The sequence below is a fragment of the Thiocapsa imhoffii genome (genome assembly GCF_016583985.1).
Taxonomy (GTDB): Bacteria; Pseudomonadota; Gammaproteobacteria; order Chromatiales; family Chromatiaceae; genus Thiocapsa; species Thiocapsa imhoffii.
This window is the reverse complement of sequence record NZ_NRSD01000001.1, coordinates 161,261-178,903: the sequence shown is the minus strand read 5'-3', so window position 1 is coordinate 178,903 and position 17,643 is coordinate 161,261. Positions and strand designations below refer to the sequence as shown.

The window sequence follows — 17,643 nt, the reverse complement described above, 5'->3', positions numbered from 1 at the left end:
CCATCCGCATCGAATCCCTGTTGGCCCTGCCTCTCGCGCGCTGATGCGGCCACGCGACTCATGCGCTCGCCGACCTTCAGGAACCCACACATTCCGCGCCGCGCGCGCCTGTGCTATGTTGCGCGGCTTGTCAACCCAAGCTGGATCGGTCATGTCCTTGGATGCCTCAGACGTTGAGAAGATCGCCCATTTGGCTCGGCTCGCGATTGCACCCGAAGCCGTCGAGCACTATGCCGAGGACCTGTCGAGGATTCTCGACCTGGTCGCGCAGATGGATGCCGTCGAGACCAAGGGTGTCGAACCGATGGCCCATCCGCTGCACATGAGCCAGCGCCTGCGTGCCGACCGGGTCACCGAGCAGGACCAGCGCGAATTGTTCCAGGAGAACGCCCCCTTGACCGAGGATGGACTCTATCTGGTGCCGAAGGTCATCGACTGATGCAGAACAAATCCATTGCGCAAATGGCGGCGGAGTTGCGGCTGCGCACCTACTCCAGCGTCGAACTCACCCAGCATTATCTGGAGCGCATCGCGCGCCTGGATCCACGCTTGAATAGCTTCATCAGCGTTGCGCGCGAATCGGCGCTGGCCGCCGCCGCGCGCGCCGATCAGGCCATCGCCCGGGGTGTCGCCGGACCCTTGGCGGGAATCCCGATTGCTCACAAGGACATCTTTTGCACCAAGGGGCTCAAGACGAGCTGCGGGTCGCGCATGCTCGACAACTTTGTCGCGCCCTACGATGCCACGGTGGTCGAGCGGCTCGCCGCGGCCGGTGCGATCGTGTTGGGCAAGACCAACATGGATGAATTCGCGATGGGCTCGTCGAACGAAACGAGCTTCTATGGCCCCGTGAAGAACCCGTGGGATGCGGCGCGCGTTCCGGGCGGCTCCTCGGGGGGATCGGCCGCGGCGGTCGCCGCGCGGCTGTGCGCGGCGGCAACCGGCACCGACACGGGGGGTTCGATCCGCCAACCCGCCGCGCTCTGCGGCATCACTGGCTTGAAGCCGACCTATGGCCGGTGCTCCCGCTGGGGGATGATCGCCTTCGCCTCCTCGCTCGATCAGGCCGGGGTGCTGGCCCGCTCGGCGGCGGATGCGGCCTGTCTGCTCGATGAGATGGCCGGCTTCGATCCGCGCGACTCCACGAGCGCGGATGTGGAGGTTCCGGACTATGTCGACGCGCTCGATGATGAGATCGCGGGGCTGCGCATCGGCTTGCCAAAGGAGTACTTCGGCGCGGGTCTCGACGACCGGGTGGCCGCGTCCGTGCAGGATGCGATCAAGGAGTACGAGCGTCTCGGCGCCACGGTGCAGGAGATCAGTCTGCCCAACAGCCCGCTCTCGGTGCCGGTCTACTATGTGGTCGCACCCGCCGAGTGTTCGTCGAATCTCGCGCGCTTCGATGGCGTGCGCTATGGGCATCGCTGCGCCGAGCCGCGCGACCTCGAGGACCTCTACCAGCGCAGCCGCGCCGAGGGCTTCGGCACGGAAGTCCAGCGTCGCATCATGATCGGGACCTATGTGCTCTCGGCGGGTTACTACGATGCCTATTATTTGAAGGCCCAACGCATCCGCCAACTGATCGCGGGGGATTTCGCCCGCGCCTTCGAACAGGTCGATGTCATCATGGGTCCGACCACGCCCACCACCGCCTTCCCGCTCGGGGCCAAGACGGATGACCCGGTGGCCATGTATCTGAACGACATCTACACGATCGCAACCAATCTGGCCGGTCTGCCGGGGATCTCGATTCCGATCGCGCCGGTCGCCGGGCTCCCGGTCGGCTTACAGATCATCGGCAACGCCTTCCAGGAGGCCCGGCTGCTCAATGTCGCGCATCGCTACCAGCATGTCACGCATTGGCATCAACAGGCACCGACGGGCTTCGAATGAAGGTCGCGCCGCGCAACCCGGCGTGGCACGCGGATCAGACGATCAGGGCGCCCGGTGCGAACCGGCGCGCGACAGAGGTGACGTAGCATGCAATGGGAAACCGTGATTGGTCTCGAGATCCACACCCAACTCGCGACCCAGTCGAAGATCTTCTCGGGCGCCGCGACCCGCTTCGGCGCCGCGCCCAACACCCAGGCGTGCGCGATCGACCTGGGCCTGCCCGGCGTCTTGCCCGTGCTGAATCAGGAGGCCGTGCGGCTGGCGGTACGGTTCGGCAAGGCGATCGGGGCGACCATCGCCCCGCGTTCGGTATTCGCGCGCAAGAACTACTTCTACCCGGATCTGCCCAAGGGCTACCAAATCAGTCAATACGAGTTACCGATCGTCGGCGAGGGGTGGGTCGAGATCGTCCTCGACGATGGGACCCTGAAGTCGGTTGGCGTGACCCGGGCCCATCTCGAGGAGGACGCGGGCAAGTCTCTGCATGATGCATCCTTGCGCGGCGGCGGCTACACCGGGATCGATCTCAATCGCGCCGGAACGCCGCTACTCGAGATCGTGTCCGAGCCCGACCTGCGCTCGGCGCAGGAGGCGGTGGCCTATGCGCGCAAGATCCATCAGTTGGTGCGCTGGATCGGCATCAGCGACGGCAACATGCAGGAAGGGTCCTTCCGGGTCGATGCCAACGTCTCCGTGCGCCCGCTGGGTCAGACGACCTTTGGTACCCGCGCCGAAATCAAGAACATCAACTCATTCCGCTTCCTCGAGCGGGCGATCCAATTCGAGGTCGAACGACAGATCGACGTCCTCGAGAGCGGCGGAACCGTGGTGCAGGAGACCCGCCTCTATGATGCCGAGCGCGATGAAACGCGCAGCATGCGTTCGAAGGAGGAGGCGAACGACTATCGCTACTTCCCCGACCCGGACCTGCTGCCGGTCGAGTTGGACGTCGCCTTCATCGTCGATGCGGTCGCGGATCTGCCTGAACTCCCGGACAGTTTGCGCGAGCGCTTCCACGTTCAGTACGGACTGACCGAATACGATGCCAGCCAATTGAGCATGACCCGTGAGTTGGCGCAGTATTTCGAGGCGGTGGCGCAGGCGAGCGGCGAACCCAAGCTGGCCGCGAACTGGGTGAGTGGCGAACTCAGTGCCGCGCTGAATCGCTCGGAGTTGGAGATCACCGAGAGCCCGGTCTCCGCGGCGATGCTGGCGGGGCTGATTCATCGCATCCAGGACGGCACCATCTCGGGCAAGCTCGCCAAACAGGTCTTCGAGGCCATGTGGCATGGCGAGGGCGACGCCGACAGCATCATCATGGATCGGGGTTTGCGTCAGATCACCGACAGCAGCGCGCTGGAGGCCATCATCGACGGCATCATCACGGCGAATCCCGAGCAGGTCGAACAGTATCGTGCCGGCAAGGAGAAGGTGCTCGGCTTTTTCGTCGGACAGACCATGAAGGCGAGTCAAGGCAAGGCCAACCCACAAGAGGTCAACCGTCTCCTGCTGGAGAAGTTGGCACCCCGCTAATCCGCTCGGACCGATCGCGCGCCCCGCGCGGCGCCCGGTGAACCCCACCCGGTTCCCGCGCGCCACCGCGACGCGCCCCACGGATCACGCCTGTCATGGATCCCTTCGTCGCCCGTCTCGCCCCACTCGATCTCGCCATCATCGGTGGCGATCTGCTGATCGTCCTTGCGATCGGCGCCCACCTCGCCCGCCGCATCCGCAGCGCCGATGACCTCTTCCTAGCGGGTCGCCGACTGGGGTGGCTCCCGGTCGGGCTCTCGCTGTTCGCCTCGAACATCTCATCGACGACCCTGATCGGGCTCATGGGTGCCGCCTACACCTGGGGCATCGCGGTGGCGAATGATGGCGGCTCCTGATACTGGCCTTGATCGTGGCCTTTCGATGACCGAGCCATCACGCACCTCGGTGGATCTTCCGCGCGCGGCGGGATGGATGGGGGTCGCCCTGATCTCCTTCGCACTCTTGGCGGTGTCGGCGCGCGAGTTACTGCAGGGCATGGAGCCGGTGCAATTCCTGTGGGTGCGCACCCTGCTTGGACTCCCCATCTTGATCCCGCTCGCGCTCTGGTTGGCTCCCGGCTTCCATCGCACGCAACAGTTGCCGTTGCATCTGTTGCGCAACCTCTTTCACTATGGTGGTCAGGTCTGCTGGATCACGGCGATCGGCATGCTGCCACTCGCCATGGTGTTCGCGCTGGAGTTCACCGCACCCGTCTGGGCCGCCCTGCTGGCGCTCGTCTTTCTCGGCGAGCGTCTTCATCGCGGTCGCCTCACCGCGCTCATCCTGGGGCTGATCGGGGTCCTGATCATGACGCGTCCCGGCCTGCAACCCCTCGATCTCGGAATCCTGATCGGGCTGGCGGCGGCGATGGGGTTCGCGGTGAGCTTGACCGCCACCAAAGGGCTCACGCGCCACGACCAAGTCTTCACCATCCTGTTCTGGATGCTGGTGATGCAACTGCTGATCGGTCTCGGACCGGCCCTGCTGGTGTGGCAACCCATGTCCTGGGACGATGCCCTCTGGTTCGGCGTCGCCGCGGTGACCGGCATCAGCGCGCATCTCGGCATCGCCAAGGCGTTTCAGCATGCTGACGCCACACTCGTTCTGCCGCTGGACTTCCTGCGTCTGCCACTGATCGCGCTCGTGGGGCTGCTCTTCTACGGCGAAGGGCTGGACCCCTGGATCATGACCGGGGCGGCACTGATCCTGGTCGGGAATCTCTATGGCCTCGGCGCGGAGCGGCGCCTCCTCGCGCGCGAGGCGACCGCTTCTGGTCAGGCTCGACCACCATGCTCGCGCACATAGGACCTCCTTATGCCTCACCCTTCACGCCTCGACCTCTGGCCCGTCGTGCGTCCGCTGTTCTTCCGCTTGGACCCGGAGCGCGCGCATGACCTCACGTTAGGAGTCCTCGCACGCTGGTCGGCCTGGTTCAGCGGCGGGCTGCGAGAGGGCGACGTCGCGCGCGACCCCGCTCTGGCGGTCGAGGCGATGGGGTTGCGTTTCCCCAACCCGATCGGACTCGCCGCCGGATTGGACAAGGATGCACGTGCCGTTCCCGCTTGGCAGGCGCTCGGTTTCGGCTTCATCGAGGTCGGCACCATCACCGCCCTGCCTCAACCCGGCAACCCCCAACCACGCCTCTTTCGCCTGCCCGCGGATGAGGCCCTCATCAATCGCATGGGCTTCAACAATAGCGGCGCGGAGGTCGCGGCGCGGCGGCTAGAGCGGCTGCGCGAACGCGCCATCCTGCAGGTGCCGCTCGGGGTGAATCTGGGCAAATCCAAGGTGACGCCGGCCGACGAGGCAGCCGCGGACTATCGGCGCAGCTTCGAGCGCGTCGGTCATCTGGCCGACTATGTGGTGGTCAACATCTCGAGCCCGAACACCCCGGGGCTGCGCGATCTCCAGCGGGTCGAGGAGGTCACCCGCATCCTCGACGCCATCCAGGGACCCAACCAAGCCCTGACGCAACCACGCCCGCTGTTGATCAAGCTGGCACCGGATCTCGCCGACGCGGAGGCCGTCGAGTGCGCACGCGCGGCCCTCGCTGCTGGTTGCGCTGGGTTCATCCTCACCAATACCAGTATTCGCTTCGATGGACTGACCAGCCTGACCACGGGGATGAGCGGCGGACTCTCGGGGCGCCCGATCCTCGCGCGCAGTACCGCCCTGCTCGCGCTCATCCGGGAGGCCGTAGGGCCAGACCCCGTCCTCATCGGGGTCGGCGGGATCATGGACCCCGCGGGGGTGTCGGCGAAACGCGCGGCTGGAGCAAACCTGGTGCAGGTCTATACTGGTCTCATCTATCAGGGACCCGGTTTCGTCAGGAGGCTGTTGCGGAACTGATCGCGCACGCACTCGCAGCCGCGTCGCGTGCGGTCACCTCGTAGCAAGATCCGTCCGACCGGCCCTCCATGAGGAAACCAAATCGGCAATCGGGTGAGTCGTACGGTGACGGATCACGGCCATCGTCGAGACCCGCTGAAACGCGCGTGTCCGCAAGCGACTCCGGCCGCTTCGCAACCCGGTCTTCCACCCTCTCTAGGATCCGCACGCGGTGTGGCTCATCGAATCGTTGCGACCTCGATCCCAACGCGGCGAACTGTCGCAACCTGCAAAACTTGCTATGTTGGCCCCAGATTGATCAGGCAAGATTCGGGGTTCAAACCCACCTTTTTTGACACACCACTCAAATGGGCTCAAGTGAACCGGCGCCATTGAGGATCAGAGCAAAATTCATTGAGGAGAACAATATGTTGGACCCAGATTCGCGAGGGAATGACGGCCACTTTTCCTATAATAATCAGGATCCCATCATCAATTTCTTGCACAAAATCATTCGGCAAGCGGTTCGAGTGTTAGCGATACTGATGGTGTTTGTCATTCTTTGGGGCATTGGTGATGTGCTCTTGGTGTTATACGAAAAAATTTACACGCCACCTTATTTTCTACTCAATATTAACGACATCTTTTCCACTTTCGGTGCTTTTCTAGCGGTACTGATTGCCATTGAGATTTTTGTCAATATCACACTCTATCTGCGCGATGATGTGATCCATGTGAAACTGGTGGTCGCCACGGCCTTAATGGCGATTTCCCGAAAAGTGATCGTGCTGGACTATGCCACGGTGGAGCCGGCCTATGTGTATGCCACGGGCGTAACCGTGCTGGCTTTGGGAGTGACCTATTGGCTGGTGGTGAACAAGGCGAGGACCTGAGCCCTATGCCGGTTTTGGTCCGGCAGCTTCCGGTGGATGGTGTGACTGGGCTACTCTTGCCAGGACGCCGCTGTAAGCGGCGCTGACAAGAGCCCGGCTGGTGGGCGTCCGCTGGAGTTCACGGTCGCCATGATATCGAAGAGGCTGTTGCGGAACGGATCGCACCCGCATGGGTGACGGCGCGGGGACACCGGAAAGCGCAGGACCTGGAACACCGGTTGGCGTGACCTAGGACATCGGCGGCAACCCGGTCGAGGCTGGACTGATGAATCGCGCTGAACGCATCTACCGCCTGCATGCCTTGCTGAAGGAAAAGCCGCGTTCATTGCTGCAAATGCAGCAGCACCTGGAGGTCTCACGGGCCACCGTGGTGCGCGATCTGACCTACATGAAGGATTTCATGGGGGCACCCATCGAGTACGATCGCCCCACCAACGGCTATCGCTATCAGAGCACATCCCCGAAATTCGAACTGCCGGGATTTTGGCTGAACGAAACCGAACTCTTCGCCTTGCTGGCGAGCGCGCGGCTGTTCGAGATGGTCCAGCCTGGCCTGCTCACGCCTTATCTGGGTCCGCTGCGGGCGCGTATCCGCGGTCTCCTCGCGCAAAGCGGCCACCGCGCGAGCGCGGTCAATGAGCGCATCCTGTTGCAGCCCTTCGCCACGCGCACGACCAATGCCGAACGTTTCGGCGCGGTGGCCAGCGCCTTGCTCGAAGGCCATCGTATTGACATCCAATACCACGGTCGACAACGCAATCGTGTCAGCACGCGGACCGTCCATCCCCAACGACTGCTGCGCTATCGCGATAATTGGTATCTCGCGGCCCATTGTGATCAGGCCAAGGAGCTGCGCATCTTCTCGTTGGATCGTATCCAGCGGGTCAAGACCCATCAGGAACAGGCGTTGCAGTGTGACGCAACGGTCCTCGATCGTTTTCTTGGCGCGAGCTTTGGCATCTTCTCTGGCAACGCCAAGGCCTGGGCGGTCCTGCGCTTTAGCGCCGAGGCCGCCCGCTGGGTCGCCGACGAGTCCTGGCATCCCGACCAGATCGGTCAGTGGCTGCTGGATGGCTACGAGTTGCAGATCCCCTACTCAGACCCCCGCGAATTGCTGATGGATATCCTCAAATACGGCAACGACGTCGAGGTCGCGGCACCGCCCGAGTTACGCCGGCTGGTCGCCGAACGCTTGCAGGCCGCGGCGGCACGTTATTGTGCGCCAAGGCTGCACCGGGAGGGTTGAGCCTCGAGCCGGCAGGAGGCCTACATCCCCCACACCCGGATCACTTGCCCTTGCCGGCTCTCATCGCGTTGGAAGATCTCGCCTGTGGTCCATCAGGATCGGGGGCTCGGCGCGGTGAGCCGTGGCCAGAGGTCTTGGGCGCCGCGGGTGGTGACGGCCCGCTTAGGGCCCCGTCTTTTCGAAGCGCACGAAATAATTCATCCGCAGCCGCAAGGGCTCGTCGAGCATGGTGAATCCGGCTTGCTCGACCTCCGCGATCACCTGTTCACGCCCCGCCCGTACATGACCGAGGATCCAACGGCTGCTGATTCCCGGCTCGCGTCTGAAGTCGATGATGGCCAGTTGGCCGCCCGGAACCAAGGCCTCGTGGATCGAGGCCAGCATCGATTGGGGATACTCGAAGTGGTGATAAGTGTCGGCTACGAAGACCAGATCGACGCTCGCCGCCGGGAGTTCGGTGCTGGTCTGTTCGCTCAGGATCGGGATCACGTTCGTCAGCCCGGCGGCGGCGGCGCGGGACTCGATCGCCCTGATGAAGCTCTCGGAAATGTCCACCGCATAGACCCGCCCCGTCGGCCCGACCGCCTCGGCGAACAGCATGCTGAAGAGTCCGCTGCCCGCGCCCACATCGGCGACGCGCTGGCCGGGGGCAAGCCGCAGGACACTCAGGATATCGAAGCGTCGATCGTAGACCTCGCGCCCCTCGCTTTCGAAGATGTCTTGCCAGCGCTCGGCATCGGCGCCGTGATAGTAGCGGTTGATGTCGGGGCCAACGACAGGCTCCTCGGACCAGGCGACGCTGGTCATCAGCGCCCAAATTGGCATCCAGATCAGACCGACCCGGAGCCAGTTGACATGCGGCAAACGCGCATTGATGGTCATGAGAGGACTCCAGACAGGGATTGCGACAGGAGCGGTTAGGTGGATCTCCGCATCAGGGCCGCGGGCGTTCCGCTGCGACGATCCCCTCGTCGATCCGCTCCAGCAGGTACGGCCAGAAAGGGTTCCAGGACAGTCGCACCAGTGCGTCCAGGCTCATGATGAGGACACCACGCTCCCCCCGAATCGCCAGCGCCCCCAGGTTCGCGCCATAGTGCTCCTCGGGGTCGGGATTCGCGCCATAGAGTGAATCCGTGATGGGGAACGGCAAGGCGACATGCGAGAGCGAGAAGACATCGGTCGGATAAGCCAAGTTGAGTGGTCTGACCTGCTCGGTGGTCTCGCCAGGCTCGGTGATCCGCTCGACCATCACACTGGTGTCGGCGGCGGCATTGGTGATGACAGTCGTCTTGAAGTCGCGCGGTGCCACCGGCAACAGGCGGGTCAGGGTCGTCTCGGTGTCGGGGCGGAGCAGCGGACCGAATTTCGTGTTGCGGTTGATATCGAACAAGACGAGTTCGCTGCCGTTGTTGGGCAGTTGGGCATGTAGCGCGGTGATGATGGCGCGCGTGCTCACGGTGAAGTCCACGACCGACTGGAAGGTGATGACGGGTGGCAAACCATCGAGTCGCCCGTCACGCCGATAACGCGCGATCCGTGGCTGGAGCGTGCGTGTCAGCAGCGAGGATTGACGTGCCCCGTTGACCGGGAACGAGTTGTATTTGAACGGATTGAACTCCGGAAGGATGCCCAACCAGGCGGCACTCGCGAAGGCCGGGAAGATCGCGGGGAGCCCGGCGAATCCAGCGAAACGGGCCATCTCCGTGATGCCGATCATGGGTGTGAGCAAGATGAGACGATCGACAGGAGGCAACCGCTCATCCTCGATGACATCGAGGGCATAGAGCATGGCTAGCGCGCCCCCGTTGGAGAAGCCCACCAATTGCACCGGCGCCGCGGGACCCACGCGCCGAACCGCTTCGCGCACGGCCAGTCGCGTCGCCGCGGACCAATCCTGCCAGGTCACCTGAGTGAGCCCGCCTGGCACCGTACCATGACCGGGCAGACGGATCGCGATCACGACATAGCCCGACTCCTGATAGTGGGCACCAATGTGTCGCAGGCTGTAGGGCGAGTCCGTCAGACCATGCAAGAGGACGACCGCGCCGCGCGCCTCCCCGTCGGGCTCCAGGATATAGGAGCGATTCCAATCGCGCGCGAACCGGCCAGGATAGAGCGGGCTGCCGTCATAGTAGCGATTCGACGGAATCCGCTCTGCCTGCTCAAGGCGGTCGGTCACGTCGCTGCGGACCTGATCGAACAAGCGTTGCTCGTGCCTGAGATAGTCCGCCCAGTCGGAACGGTCCAGCTCATCCGCCTCCATCTCCTCGGGGACGACGGTGTGCCACAGGGCAAGGGGATCGCTGCGATGGGCATCGAAGGCCCGGACTGCAAGAAAGGTCAGGGCACTGATGACGATGATCTGCGCGAGCAACTTCAGGAGATCCTTGGTCCGGGTGAGCATCTTCAAATCCTCGATTCAGTTCGCGAGCGGATCAGGGCGCGGGACCGAGTGAGCGCGCAAACCGTGGCACGGTCGGGAACTCCGCTGAAATCGATCCGGTCGAAGGGACTTCGGTGTGGGAGAGGGTGCCGCGACCAGGCGCATGAGGAGCGCTGACTCAACCGGGTCGAGACCAAGGAGCAGGTTGCGAATCGGATCAGGCGGCGCCATGGGCGGAAGCCGCGGCAAAGCTCGAAGACATGGTTCAGGCCGGCTTGGGCGCATCCACGATGGGTGGCGATGAGCGCATCACAGCGGAGGCGTGGCGATCGCACCTGGCATTCGCCTTGGTTGACATCGACTGACCCTCGCGTGGTCGCACCTCGCCCGCAACGCGGCGTCGGGCACGATCGAATCTGCGCTATGATGCGATCGCTGGAAATCAACCTCGCTTTGGGACGATACGCCAATCCCGTGAGACGGGCAAGCACGCCCCAAGGTCACTGAGGAAGCTCACAGCATCCCGACCAGCGGACGCCAATCGTTCCGTTGATCATGTCATCTCGGCGTGGACCCTGACCGACCCGACACGCGAGGCAACCGAGCCGGGCTGATCGCGGTCCCATTTCGAACCCGACTTCAGGAGAGGATCCCTGTGAAGAATCTGAGCCTACCCTTGATTCTGATTGCGGCCGCGTCACTCGCCGGCTGCGGCAACACCACGGGCGCCCGCGTCGGAACGGGCGCGGCCATGGGCCTCGCAACCGGTGCCATCATCGGCTCCTTCAGCGCCGAGGCCGGCGCGGGCGCACTCCTCGGCGCCGGTGTTGGCGCGCTCGGTGGCTACCTGGTCGATGAGCATCAGCGCGGAAATCTCTAAGCCAGGCCGCGACCCGGTCAGCCCCTTAAGATCAGGCTGACCGGAAGCCCGAGCGAGCGGACTCCCCAACCGGCCGTGACGACGGCGAGTGCGGTTCCGCACGCCTCGTGCCGGTCCATGGTGACATCGAGTTCGTGACCAACGCCTGGGAGGACGAGAGCGCCTGGCATTGCGTCCGAGTCCAAAAATCTGACGTTTCACCACCGACCCTGTTCACAACTGATGAGAAAACCCCATGAGTGACCTGATCGTTGTCTCCTTTCCTGAAGAACATCTAGCATTCGAACTGCGCGCCGAACTGGCGAAGATGCAAAAGGCCTATCTCATCGACATGGAAGACGTGGTGGTGGTCACCAAGGACGAGAAAGGCAAGGCGAAGCTTCATCAAGCCGTGAATCTGTCGGCCGTCGGCGCGGTCGGCGGTGGCTTTTGGGGAATGCTGATCGGCTTGATCTTCCTCAACCCCCTGCTTGGTGCCGCGGTCGGGGCGGGGGCGGGGGCCATTTCGGGTCGGTTCACCGATATCGGCATCAACGATGATTTCATGCGCGGCTTGGCCGAAAACTTCCAGCCGGGCTGCTCGGCTGTGTTCATTCTGGTGCGCAAGGTCACCGCGGACAAGGTGCTCGATGGACTCTCCGCCTTCAAGGGCAAGGGCAAGGTCCTGCAAACCTCGCTCGAGAAGGATCAGGAGGAAAGCCTGAAGGCCTTCCTCGAATCGACGTCCTGAACTGACGCCCGGCGCGGCGTCCAATACCCTCGGCCCGCCTGGGATTCCAGCCCGGACCGAGGATGCGGCGGGGGTGGTGCCGCCCCCACGCTCTCGCAAACTCAAGTCAGGTGTTAGCCTGCGCGCGCTCAGTTCGGCTCCCGCTGCCCTGAGCGCGCGTCTGGGTCACCCGCCCGTCCCCTTGAGGCGCGTTCAAAGGTCCAGAAGAGGTCAAGACTGCGATTGCTGCCTCCTTGTGCTTCGAGTTGCAGTCGTTCGCCGAGATCGCGCTGCAGTCTGAAGCGATTCTGGTTCCGCCCCCCGCCAGTCTCGAGGTCAAGTGTCATCCCTGGGCCGAGGCTCCGGCGAAAGGCCAATCCGCCCCCCGCGGCCTGATCCGACCCCTGCGGCATCATGCCCGTGAGAAGAAAGGTCATCGCCTCGGACTCGCTCATCGCCGGGTCGGAGTCCGAGAAGAAGGTGAATTTTGGGTCCGTCAGGGTGCCGATGATGCGCACGTTCGCGACGGTGCGACCCGTGCGACGTTCGCCCAGCACGTGCAAACCAGGATTGCCGATCGGCGAACGCACCCAGACCAGTTGCCCGCGGACGATCCGCAGCGGTGGGATCAAGTCGTTGGTGAGACCCAAGCCGAACCCGAGATCCAAGCCCAAACCCAAGCCCGTGCCGAGTCCGAAACCCAGATCGAGTTCACGCAAGCGTTCGAGGCCGATGGGAACGCGATACTGCCCATCGATGATCTCCAGTTGCCCATCGCCTAAGAGGTTGTGACCCGGGCGTTGTGACAGACCGAGCGTCCCGGTGACCTGGCCACTGAGACCAAAGCCTTCGAATCGAACCGCATCGCCCGCACGCAGATCGACCGCAAGGTCGACTGGATAGCGCGCGGCCTGATCCTGGCCTTTGATGAAAATGTCCTGCGAGGGTCTCGTGACGCCCTCGGGGAAGTCTCGCGGCGCGATCAGGCCGGTAGCGACGAGGAGATCGCCACGCACCGACGCGCCCTCTTTGCGTGCCTCAAGATCCAGCCGTGGGGACACACGAAGCTGGTACTCGCTCGTTCTCACCGCATCCAGATCCGTGCCCGTCACCCGCGCCACAATGGACAGATCAAATGGGTCCAGACTGGCTGTGCCGTCGAGGGTCAAACGCCCGCCACCGACCTCCGCGGCCCCGATGAGGCGTGCCGGATCTGGCCCGTTCAGAATCGCCGCGAGCTCGAGATCCGTGACCTCCAATCCCAACAAGGGGATGCTGAAGCGCCCATCGCGAATCTCGACGCGCCCGCGCACATCTGGTTCAGCGAAGGTCTCCGCGAGGTCGAGATCGGCGCTGAAGCGCCCATTGAGCTGGGACACCTGTGGGACCAGATCCCCGAATCGCGCGAACTCCGCGAGTTGCGCAACAACCCGCCAGCGCCCCTGGTCACCCCGCCCGAGCTCCAGGCAGCCAAGGTCCCCCGTGACATCGCCGAGACAGATTGGCCCGATGTCGATCGCCGGCCAGTCGACCACAATGGGCGCGGATTGTTGCAGCGTCCAGGGCGGCCCGGGCACTGGCGCCAGCACGAGATTCAGTTGCTCGAGTCGCCCTTGATAGCCACCCGACCCGATCAGGGCGCCGCCAACCTCGAACTTGGCGGAAACATCCGCTGTCGTCAGGGACAGCACCAGTTCGTGCGCGGCCGCGGTGCCATGCATCCGCGCATGCCACTGTCCCAATTCATGCCCGGCGATCATCAGACCTTCTGCCGTCAGCCTAGCGGCCAAGGAACCGTCCGGTGAGGGATCCAAATCCGCCTCCGCCGACAGGCTGCCGACGCCGTACGGACCTAGGCTGATGTTGGCGGCATCGAGATCAATCCGCAGGTGGGGCGCATCAGCCGTGCCGGTGAGCCAGGCCTCGGCCCGCAACCGGCCCGCCGCGCCTGGATGGAGCGCCATCACGTCCGACACCTTGAGCTGGCCGTGCAGGTCAAGACGCTGCTGCAACACCCCATTGATCAGGAGTTCGTTCGCACCGGAGACGAGCCGCAAGGCCTCCACCGCGAGTCCATTCTGATCCTGTCTGAAACGCCCCGCCCCAGCGACGGCGTCACCTCTGAGCTCACCCCGCAGACTGAGGAGATCCAGTTCAAAAACAGGATCGACAGTGGGTTCAAACACCGATCCTGATCCGGTCATGCAACCCATGCTCGAGGCATCCAGGGCGAGTCGTCCGGCCCAGTGCGAGGCATCGATCCCGGTGCCGAGGAGCGCGAGCAGTTCGGCCGGGTTCAGGTCGGTCGCACTCAGACGCAATGCCCATTCGAGTCCCCAGCCAGGCCGCCCATCCCGCCCACAGTCCGATGCAACCACCGTCAGCGCAGGCTCGTGCAACGGGTCCATACCCGCCACGGATAGGGCGGTGAGCCGAGGCGAATGGGCCGCGACCCGCCCGGCAAGCTCCAGACGCGCGATCAGCGCCCGCGACTCGGCGGCCCCGGCGCGGAAGAGACGGAAGGATGAGACCTCCAGATGCTCGAGATCGAACGGGGGCAACCCATTGAGATGAGGCCAAGCCTGGGAGCCGCGTGACTGATCATCGTGAGCGAGGAGCAGGAGATCGAGGTCCTCGATCACGAGTGACCGGATCAGAAGACGGCCACCGATGGCCTGCCAGGGTGACCAGCGCCACTCAACACCCGCGGCCTGGATCACCACACTGGCCGTGGTCACCTGTAACCCGGTCAGGCGCACGCCACTGAGCAACCGTCCCTCGACCCTGTCGACCCTGATCTGCTCGGACAAGACGTCAGTTCCGAGCGCGACCAGGGTGCGCAGACCCGACTCGGTCGCAACGAGCCAGAGCAGGCAGAGGACAGCCAGAGCGAACCAGGGCATCGGTGGCCAGAGATCGCGCAGGCGTGCGAACCATGAGACCGGCCTCATGACCCGCACACAGGGGTCCCGCACCACCCGCAGTCAGGACTGAAGGCCATCATCCTCGCCGTTCGGACAGCGCGCAACCCACACGCCGGCATCCGAGCGACCGGACATCTCACGCGCACGGCTGATGGCGAATGGAACGCTGAAGGTGCGCCAGCCCCGGTTCAACGATGGCGCGCGAGGCAGACAGACCGAGGCCGCCCCGCGAGCGAGCGGCTCGGCAGTGCCGTGTGACGGCTAGACGACGACCTTGCCACCGCCATACTCGGCTGAACCCTCCGTGACCCGGAACAGCAACCAGAGGCTGAAAACGAGGACCACCAATTCGGCCATGAGCGTCAGGACCAGGGACATGAGGCTCAACATATCAACGGCCGACACCCAGCTCGAGGGACCGACTCCGGTCGTCTGAAACACGGGAACGCCACCTTGGGGCGCCGAAAGGAAATAGAACAACAGATGTGCGACCTCGAAGAACATCACCGTGATGGTGAACAGGACCGCGATGCTGCTGGCAAGCAAGCCGATCCAGACGGTTCCGGCAAGGTCGATCTCCGAGGGGGACGTATCGGGACCAGCAATCCGCTCGGCGATCCGGGTGTAGTGCCAGAACCAGAAGGTAGTGAACACGAGAATCAGGAGCCCCCCGATCGTCAGGTATTCAACGATCGGAAGACCGGCGCGCGTACCGGATGCGGAGGATTGGGCGAAGAGCAGGGTGTAGCCCATGAGAAAGATGGGGATCGCGCCGACCACGATCTGGATCCAAAACCCAGCCCATCCAAAACGCTTGAAGGAGATGGCCAGACTTTTCCGCGGCAAGGCTCGCGAACTCGAAAGCGTCTTCTCGATCCAGTTTTTGAACACGTTCAACATACCGTTCCCATCCTATACGAAGGTTGGCTTGCGTGAACCCGAGAGCGGGTGGTTGTGGTCAGGGGACGTTCATCATCTCATGCCTGAGTGAATCAATCTGGTGGGTCTTCGGTATCGTGCCAACCCAATTTCCAGCCTGAAAACCATGGCAAAGGTGGGTAAAAGAGCATAGTCGGCGGATTGACGATGCGCAAGCGACGAGGGCTTGACATGCGCTCGGGGACGGGACTGATCCATCGCAGCCACTGCAGCGGGACGCGGGACCAGGCGCACGCATGGGCGCCTCCCAGGCGAGGACGAGATGCCCGGGGAGGTTCAGGCCGCGGGCCTCAGAACTGCCGGAGCTTGATGTTCAGCGTCTGGATGCGATAGGCGATCTGGCGCGGGGTCATGTTGAGCAGACGCGCCGCCTTCGCCTGCACCCAACCGGCCTTTTCGAGCGCGGCGATGACCCGCTCGCGCTCATCGATCTCGGGATCATTAAAATCGGCCCCAAGGGTCCGATCGGGAACCGGATCGGATGGTTCTCGAGCGCTGCCCTGGAGCAGCGTGCCAAGTGACGTGTTCTCCCCAGGGCCAAAGACCAAATCGAGTCCGGTCGACTCGATCACATCCCGATCGATGATGCCACGCTCACTCATCACGGCCGCACGCTCCATGCAGTTCTCGAGTTCGCGGACATTACCCGGCCAGGTATAGCGCATCAGGACCCGCAAGGCGCTGTCGGTAATGGACAGTTGCCGACCCTGCATGCGTGCCACCTTGTTCATCAAAAACCGCGCCAGATCCGGGATGTCCTCGATCCGCTCACGCAGGGCGGGCATGCGAATCGGCATCACGTTCAGACGATAGTAAAGATCCTCGCGAAAGTGACCCGCACGGACTTCCGACTCCAAATCACGATTGGTCGCGGCGATCACCCGGACATCGACCTTCAGGGTCCGTCCACCACCGACGCGTTCGAACTCTCCTTCTTGCAGGATCCTCAGCAGTTTGACCTGAAAGGCCGGGGTGATTTCACCGATCTCGTCGAGAAAGAGGGTGCCACCATCGGCCTGTTCGAAACGGCCCTTGCGTTGGCTGATCGCACCGGTGAAGGCGCCTTTCTCGTGTCCGAAGAGTTCGGACTCCAGCAGGTTGTCGGGCAGCGCCGCGCAGTTGAGCTTCACGAAGGCGGCCCGGGCGCGGGGCGAGTTGTAATGGATTGCGTTGGCGATCAACTCCTTGCCGGTTCCAGACTCACCCCGGATCAAGACCGTCGTGTTCCATTTCGCGACCTGACGCACCTGATCGAAGACCAAGCGCATGGCCTCGGTGTGCCCGATGATGCTGTCGAATCCGTGCGTGCCCTTGACCTCGCGACGGAGTTTGTCGCGTTCCTCGCGCAACGCCTGCTGCTCGGCGGCGACGGTGCGTGCCAAGCGCACCGCTTGGCCGATCAGATTGGCCACCATTTCGAGGAAGCGGGCATGCTCGTCGAGCAGGTCATCAGCGACCGGGGGCTGCGCGGCGAAGACACCGATCGCACCATCCTCGCCGAGTCGGATCGGAACACCGATGAAGGGCAGATCAGGATCGTAGAGATTGAGCCGATCGAGGAATCTGGGCTCATCGCCCAGACGCGGCAGGACGCACGGCTGATTGCGCGTCAGGATATTGCCGACAACGCCCTCACCCGGCTGATAGGCCACCGCGTTGGGATCAGCCTCCTCGGCATGCAAGGCACTGATCAGCAGTTCGCCGGTCTCCTCGCTCACGAGGCTGACCATTCCGTGACGCAGGCGCCCGCGTTCGTGCAGCACGCTCAGAAGTTGTTGCAGGGTCTGGCGCAACACCAGCGAGCGGCTGAGCACACTGCTCACCTCGAACAGCGCGGCGAGTTGGGATTCGAGCAAATCGAGGCGGCGCGCCTCTCCGACTGCGCCGGTCACCGGGGTCTTGGTATTCATGAGGT

General features: G+C 63.7%; 15 protein-coding genes. 10 read left to right on the top strand and 5 right to left on the bottom strand.

Features of this window, described 5'->3' with window-relative positions; genetic code table 11:
- Window positions 1-151 precede the first annotated feature (151 nt).
- The 8 genes from gatC (at window position 152) to CKO25_RS00740 (ending at window position 7,893) form a co-directional block, all read left to right on the top strand.
- Window positions 152-439, top strand: a complete 288-nt coding sequence (gene gatC, locus CKO25_RS00775; RefSeq protein ID WP_200386001.1) for an Asp-tRNA(Asn)/Glu-tRNA(Gln) amidotransferase subunit GatC — start codon at window positions 152-154, stop codon at window positions 437-439.
- Entirely contained in the window at window positions 439-1,893 is a 1,455-nt protein-coding gene (gene gatA, locus CKO25_RS00770) for an Asp-tRNA(Asn)/Glu-tRNA(Gln) amidotransferase subunit GatA (RefSeq protein ID WP_200386000.1), read from the top strand. Before gatC ends, gatA begins: the two co-directional genes overlap by 1 nt.
- 87 nt (window positions 1,894-1,980) lie before the next feature.
- Window positions 1,981-3,426 carry an Asp-tRNA(Asn)/Glu-tRNA(Gln) amidotransferase subunit GatB gene (gene gatB, locus CKO25_RS00765; protein WP_200385999.1) on the top strand — a complete coding sequence of 482 codons (1,446 nt, stop codon included), beginning with the start codon at window positions 1,981-1,983 and terminating at the stop codon, window positions 3,424-3,426.
- Between the two features lie 95 nt (window positions 3,427-3,521).
- The gene (locus tag CKO25_RS00760) at window positions 3,522-3,782 is read left to right on the top strand and encodes a sodium:solute symporter family transporter (protein ID WP_200385998.1); all 261 of its coding nucleotides are present in this window, start codon (window positions 3,522-3,524) and stop codon (window positions 3,780-3,782) included.
- Window positions 3,783-3,807: 25 nt separating this feature from the next.
- The gene (locus tag CKO25_RS00755) at window positions 3,808-4,731 is read left to right on the top strand and encodes a DMT family transporter (RefSeq protein ID WP_200385997.1); all 924 of its coding nucleotides are present in this window, start codon (window positions 3,808-3,810) and stop codon (window positions 4,729-4,731) included.
- A gap of 9 nt (window positions 4,732-4,740) precedes the next feature.
- Window positions 4,741-5,775, top strand: a complete 1,035-nt coding sequence (locus CKO25_RS00750; protein ID WP_200385996.1) for a quinone-dependent dihydroorotate dehydrogenase — start codon at window positions 4,741-4,743, stop codon at window positions 5,773-5,775.
- A gap of 407 nt (window positions 5,776-6,182) precedes the next feature.
- Window positions 6,183-6,647, top strand: a complete 465-nt coding sequence (locus tag CKO25_RS00745) for a phosphate-starvation-inducible PsiE family protein (protein WP_242467243.1) — start codon at window positions 6,183-6,185, stop codon at window positions 6,645-6,647.
- Window positions 6,648-6,912: 265 nt separating this feature from the next.
- The gene (locus CKO25_RS00740; RefSeq protein ID WP_200385994.1) at window positions 6,913-7,893 is read left to right on the top strand and encodes a helix-turn-helix transcriptional regulator; all 981 of its coding nucleotides are present in this window, start codon (window positions 6,913-6,915) and stop codon (window positions 7,891-7,893) included.
- A 162-nt stretch (window positions 7,894-8,055) separates the two neighbouring features.
- Here CKO25_RS00740 and CKO25_RS00735 read toward each other — a convergent pair whose 3' ends face one another.
- On the bottom strand, window positions 8,056-8,775 hold the full coding sequence (locus tag CKO25_RS00735; protein WP_242467241.1) for a class I SAM-dependent methyltransferase: 720 nt from the start codon (window positions 8,773-8,775) through the stop codon (window positions 8,056-8,058).
- A gap of 52 nt (window positions 8,776-8,827) precedes the next feature.
- Window positions 8,828-10,297, bottom strand: coding sequence for an alpha/beta hydrolase (locus tag CKO25_RS00730; protein WP_200385993.1), 1,470 nt, complete (start codon window positions 10,295-10,297; stop codon window positions 8,828-8,830).
- A gap of 634 nt (window positions 10,298-10,931) precedes the next feature.
- Here CKO25_RS00730 and CKO25_RS00725 point away from each other — a divergent pair.
- Both CKO25_RS00725 and CKO25_RS00720 read left to right on the top strand, forming a co-directional pair.
- Window positions 10,932-11,156 (top strand): YMGG-like glycine zipper-containing protein, encoded by a 225-nt coding sequence (locus tag CKO25_RS00725; protein ID WP_200385992.1) that lies wholly within the window; start codon window positions 10,932-10,934, stop codon window positions 11,154-11,156.
- A gap of 235 nt (window positions 11,157-11,391) precedes the next feature.
- Window positions 11,392-11,886 carry a DUF1269 domain-containing protein gene (locus tag CKO25_RS00720; RefSeq protein ID WP_200385991.1) on the top strand — a complete coding sequence of 165 codons (495 nt, stop codon included), beginning with the start codon at window positions 11,392-11,394 and terminating at the stop codon, window positions 11,884-11,886.
- Window positions 11,887-12,014: 128 nt separating this feature from the next.
- On the opposite strand, the gene CKO25_RS00715 is transcribed toward CKO25_RS00720, so the two are convergent.
- The 3 genes from CKO25_RS00715 to nifA form a co-directional block, all read right to left on the bottom strand.
- The gene (locus tag CKO25_RS00715; RefSeq protein ID WP_200385990.1) at window positions 12,015-14,816 is read right to left on the bottom strand and encodes a translocation/assembly module TamB domain-containing protein; all 2,802 of its coding nucleotides are present in this window, start codon (window positions 14,814-14,816) and stop codon (window positions 12,015-12,017) included.
- 234 nt (window positions 14,817-15,050) lie between these two features.
- Window positions 15,051-15,689 (bottom strand): DUF3611 family protein, encoded by a 639-nt coding sequence (locus CKO25_RS00710; RefSeq protein WP_200385989.1) that lies wholly within the window; start codon window positions 15,687-15,689, stop codon window positions 15,051-15,053.
- A gap of 329 nt (window positions 15,690-16,018) precedes the next feature.
- On the bottom strand, window positions 16,019-17,638 hold the full coding sequence (gene nifA / locus CKO25_RS00705) for a nif-specific transcriptional activator NifA (protein ID WP_200386309.1): 1,620 nt from the start codon (window positions 17,636-17,638) through the stop codon (window positions 16,019-16,021).
- Window positions 17,639-17,643 lie beyond the last annotated feature (5 nt).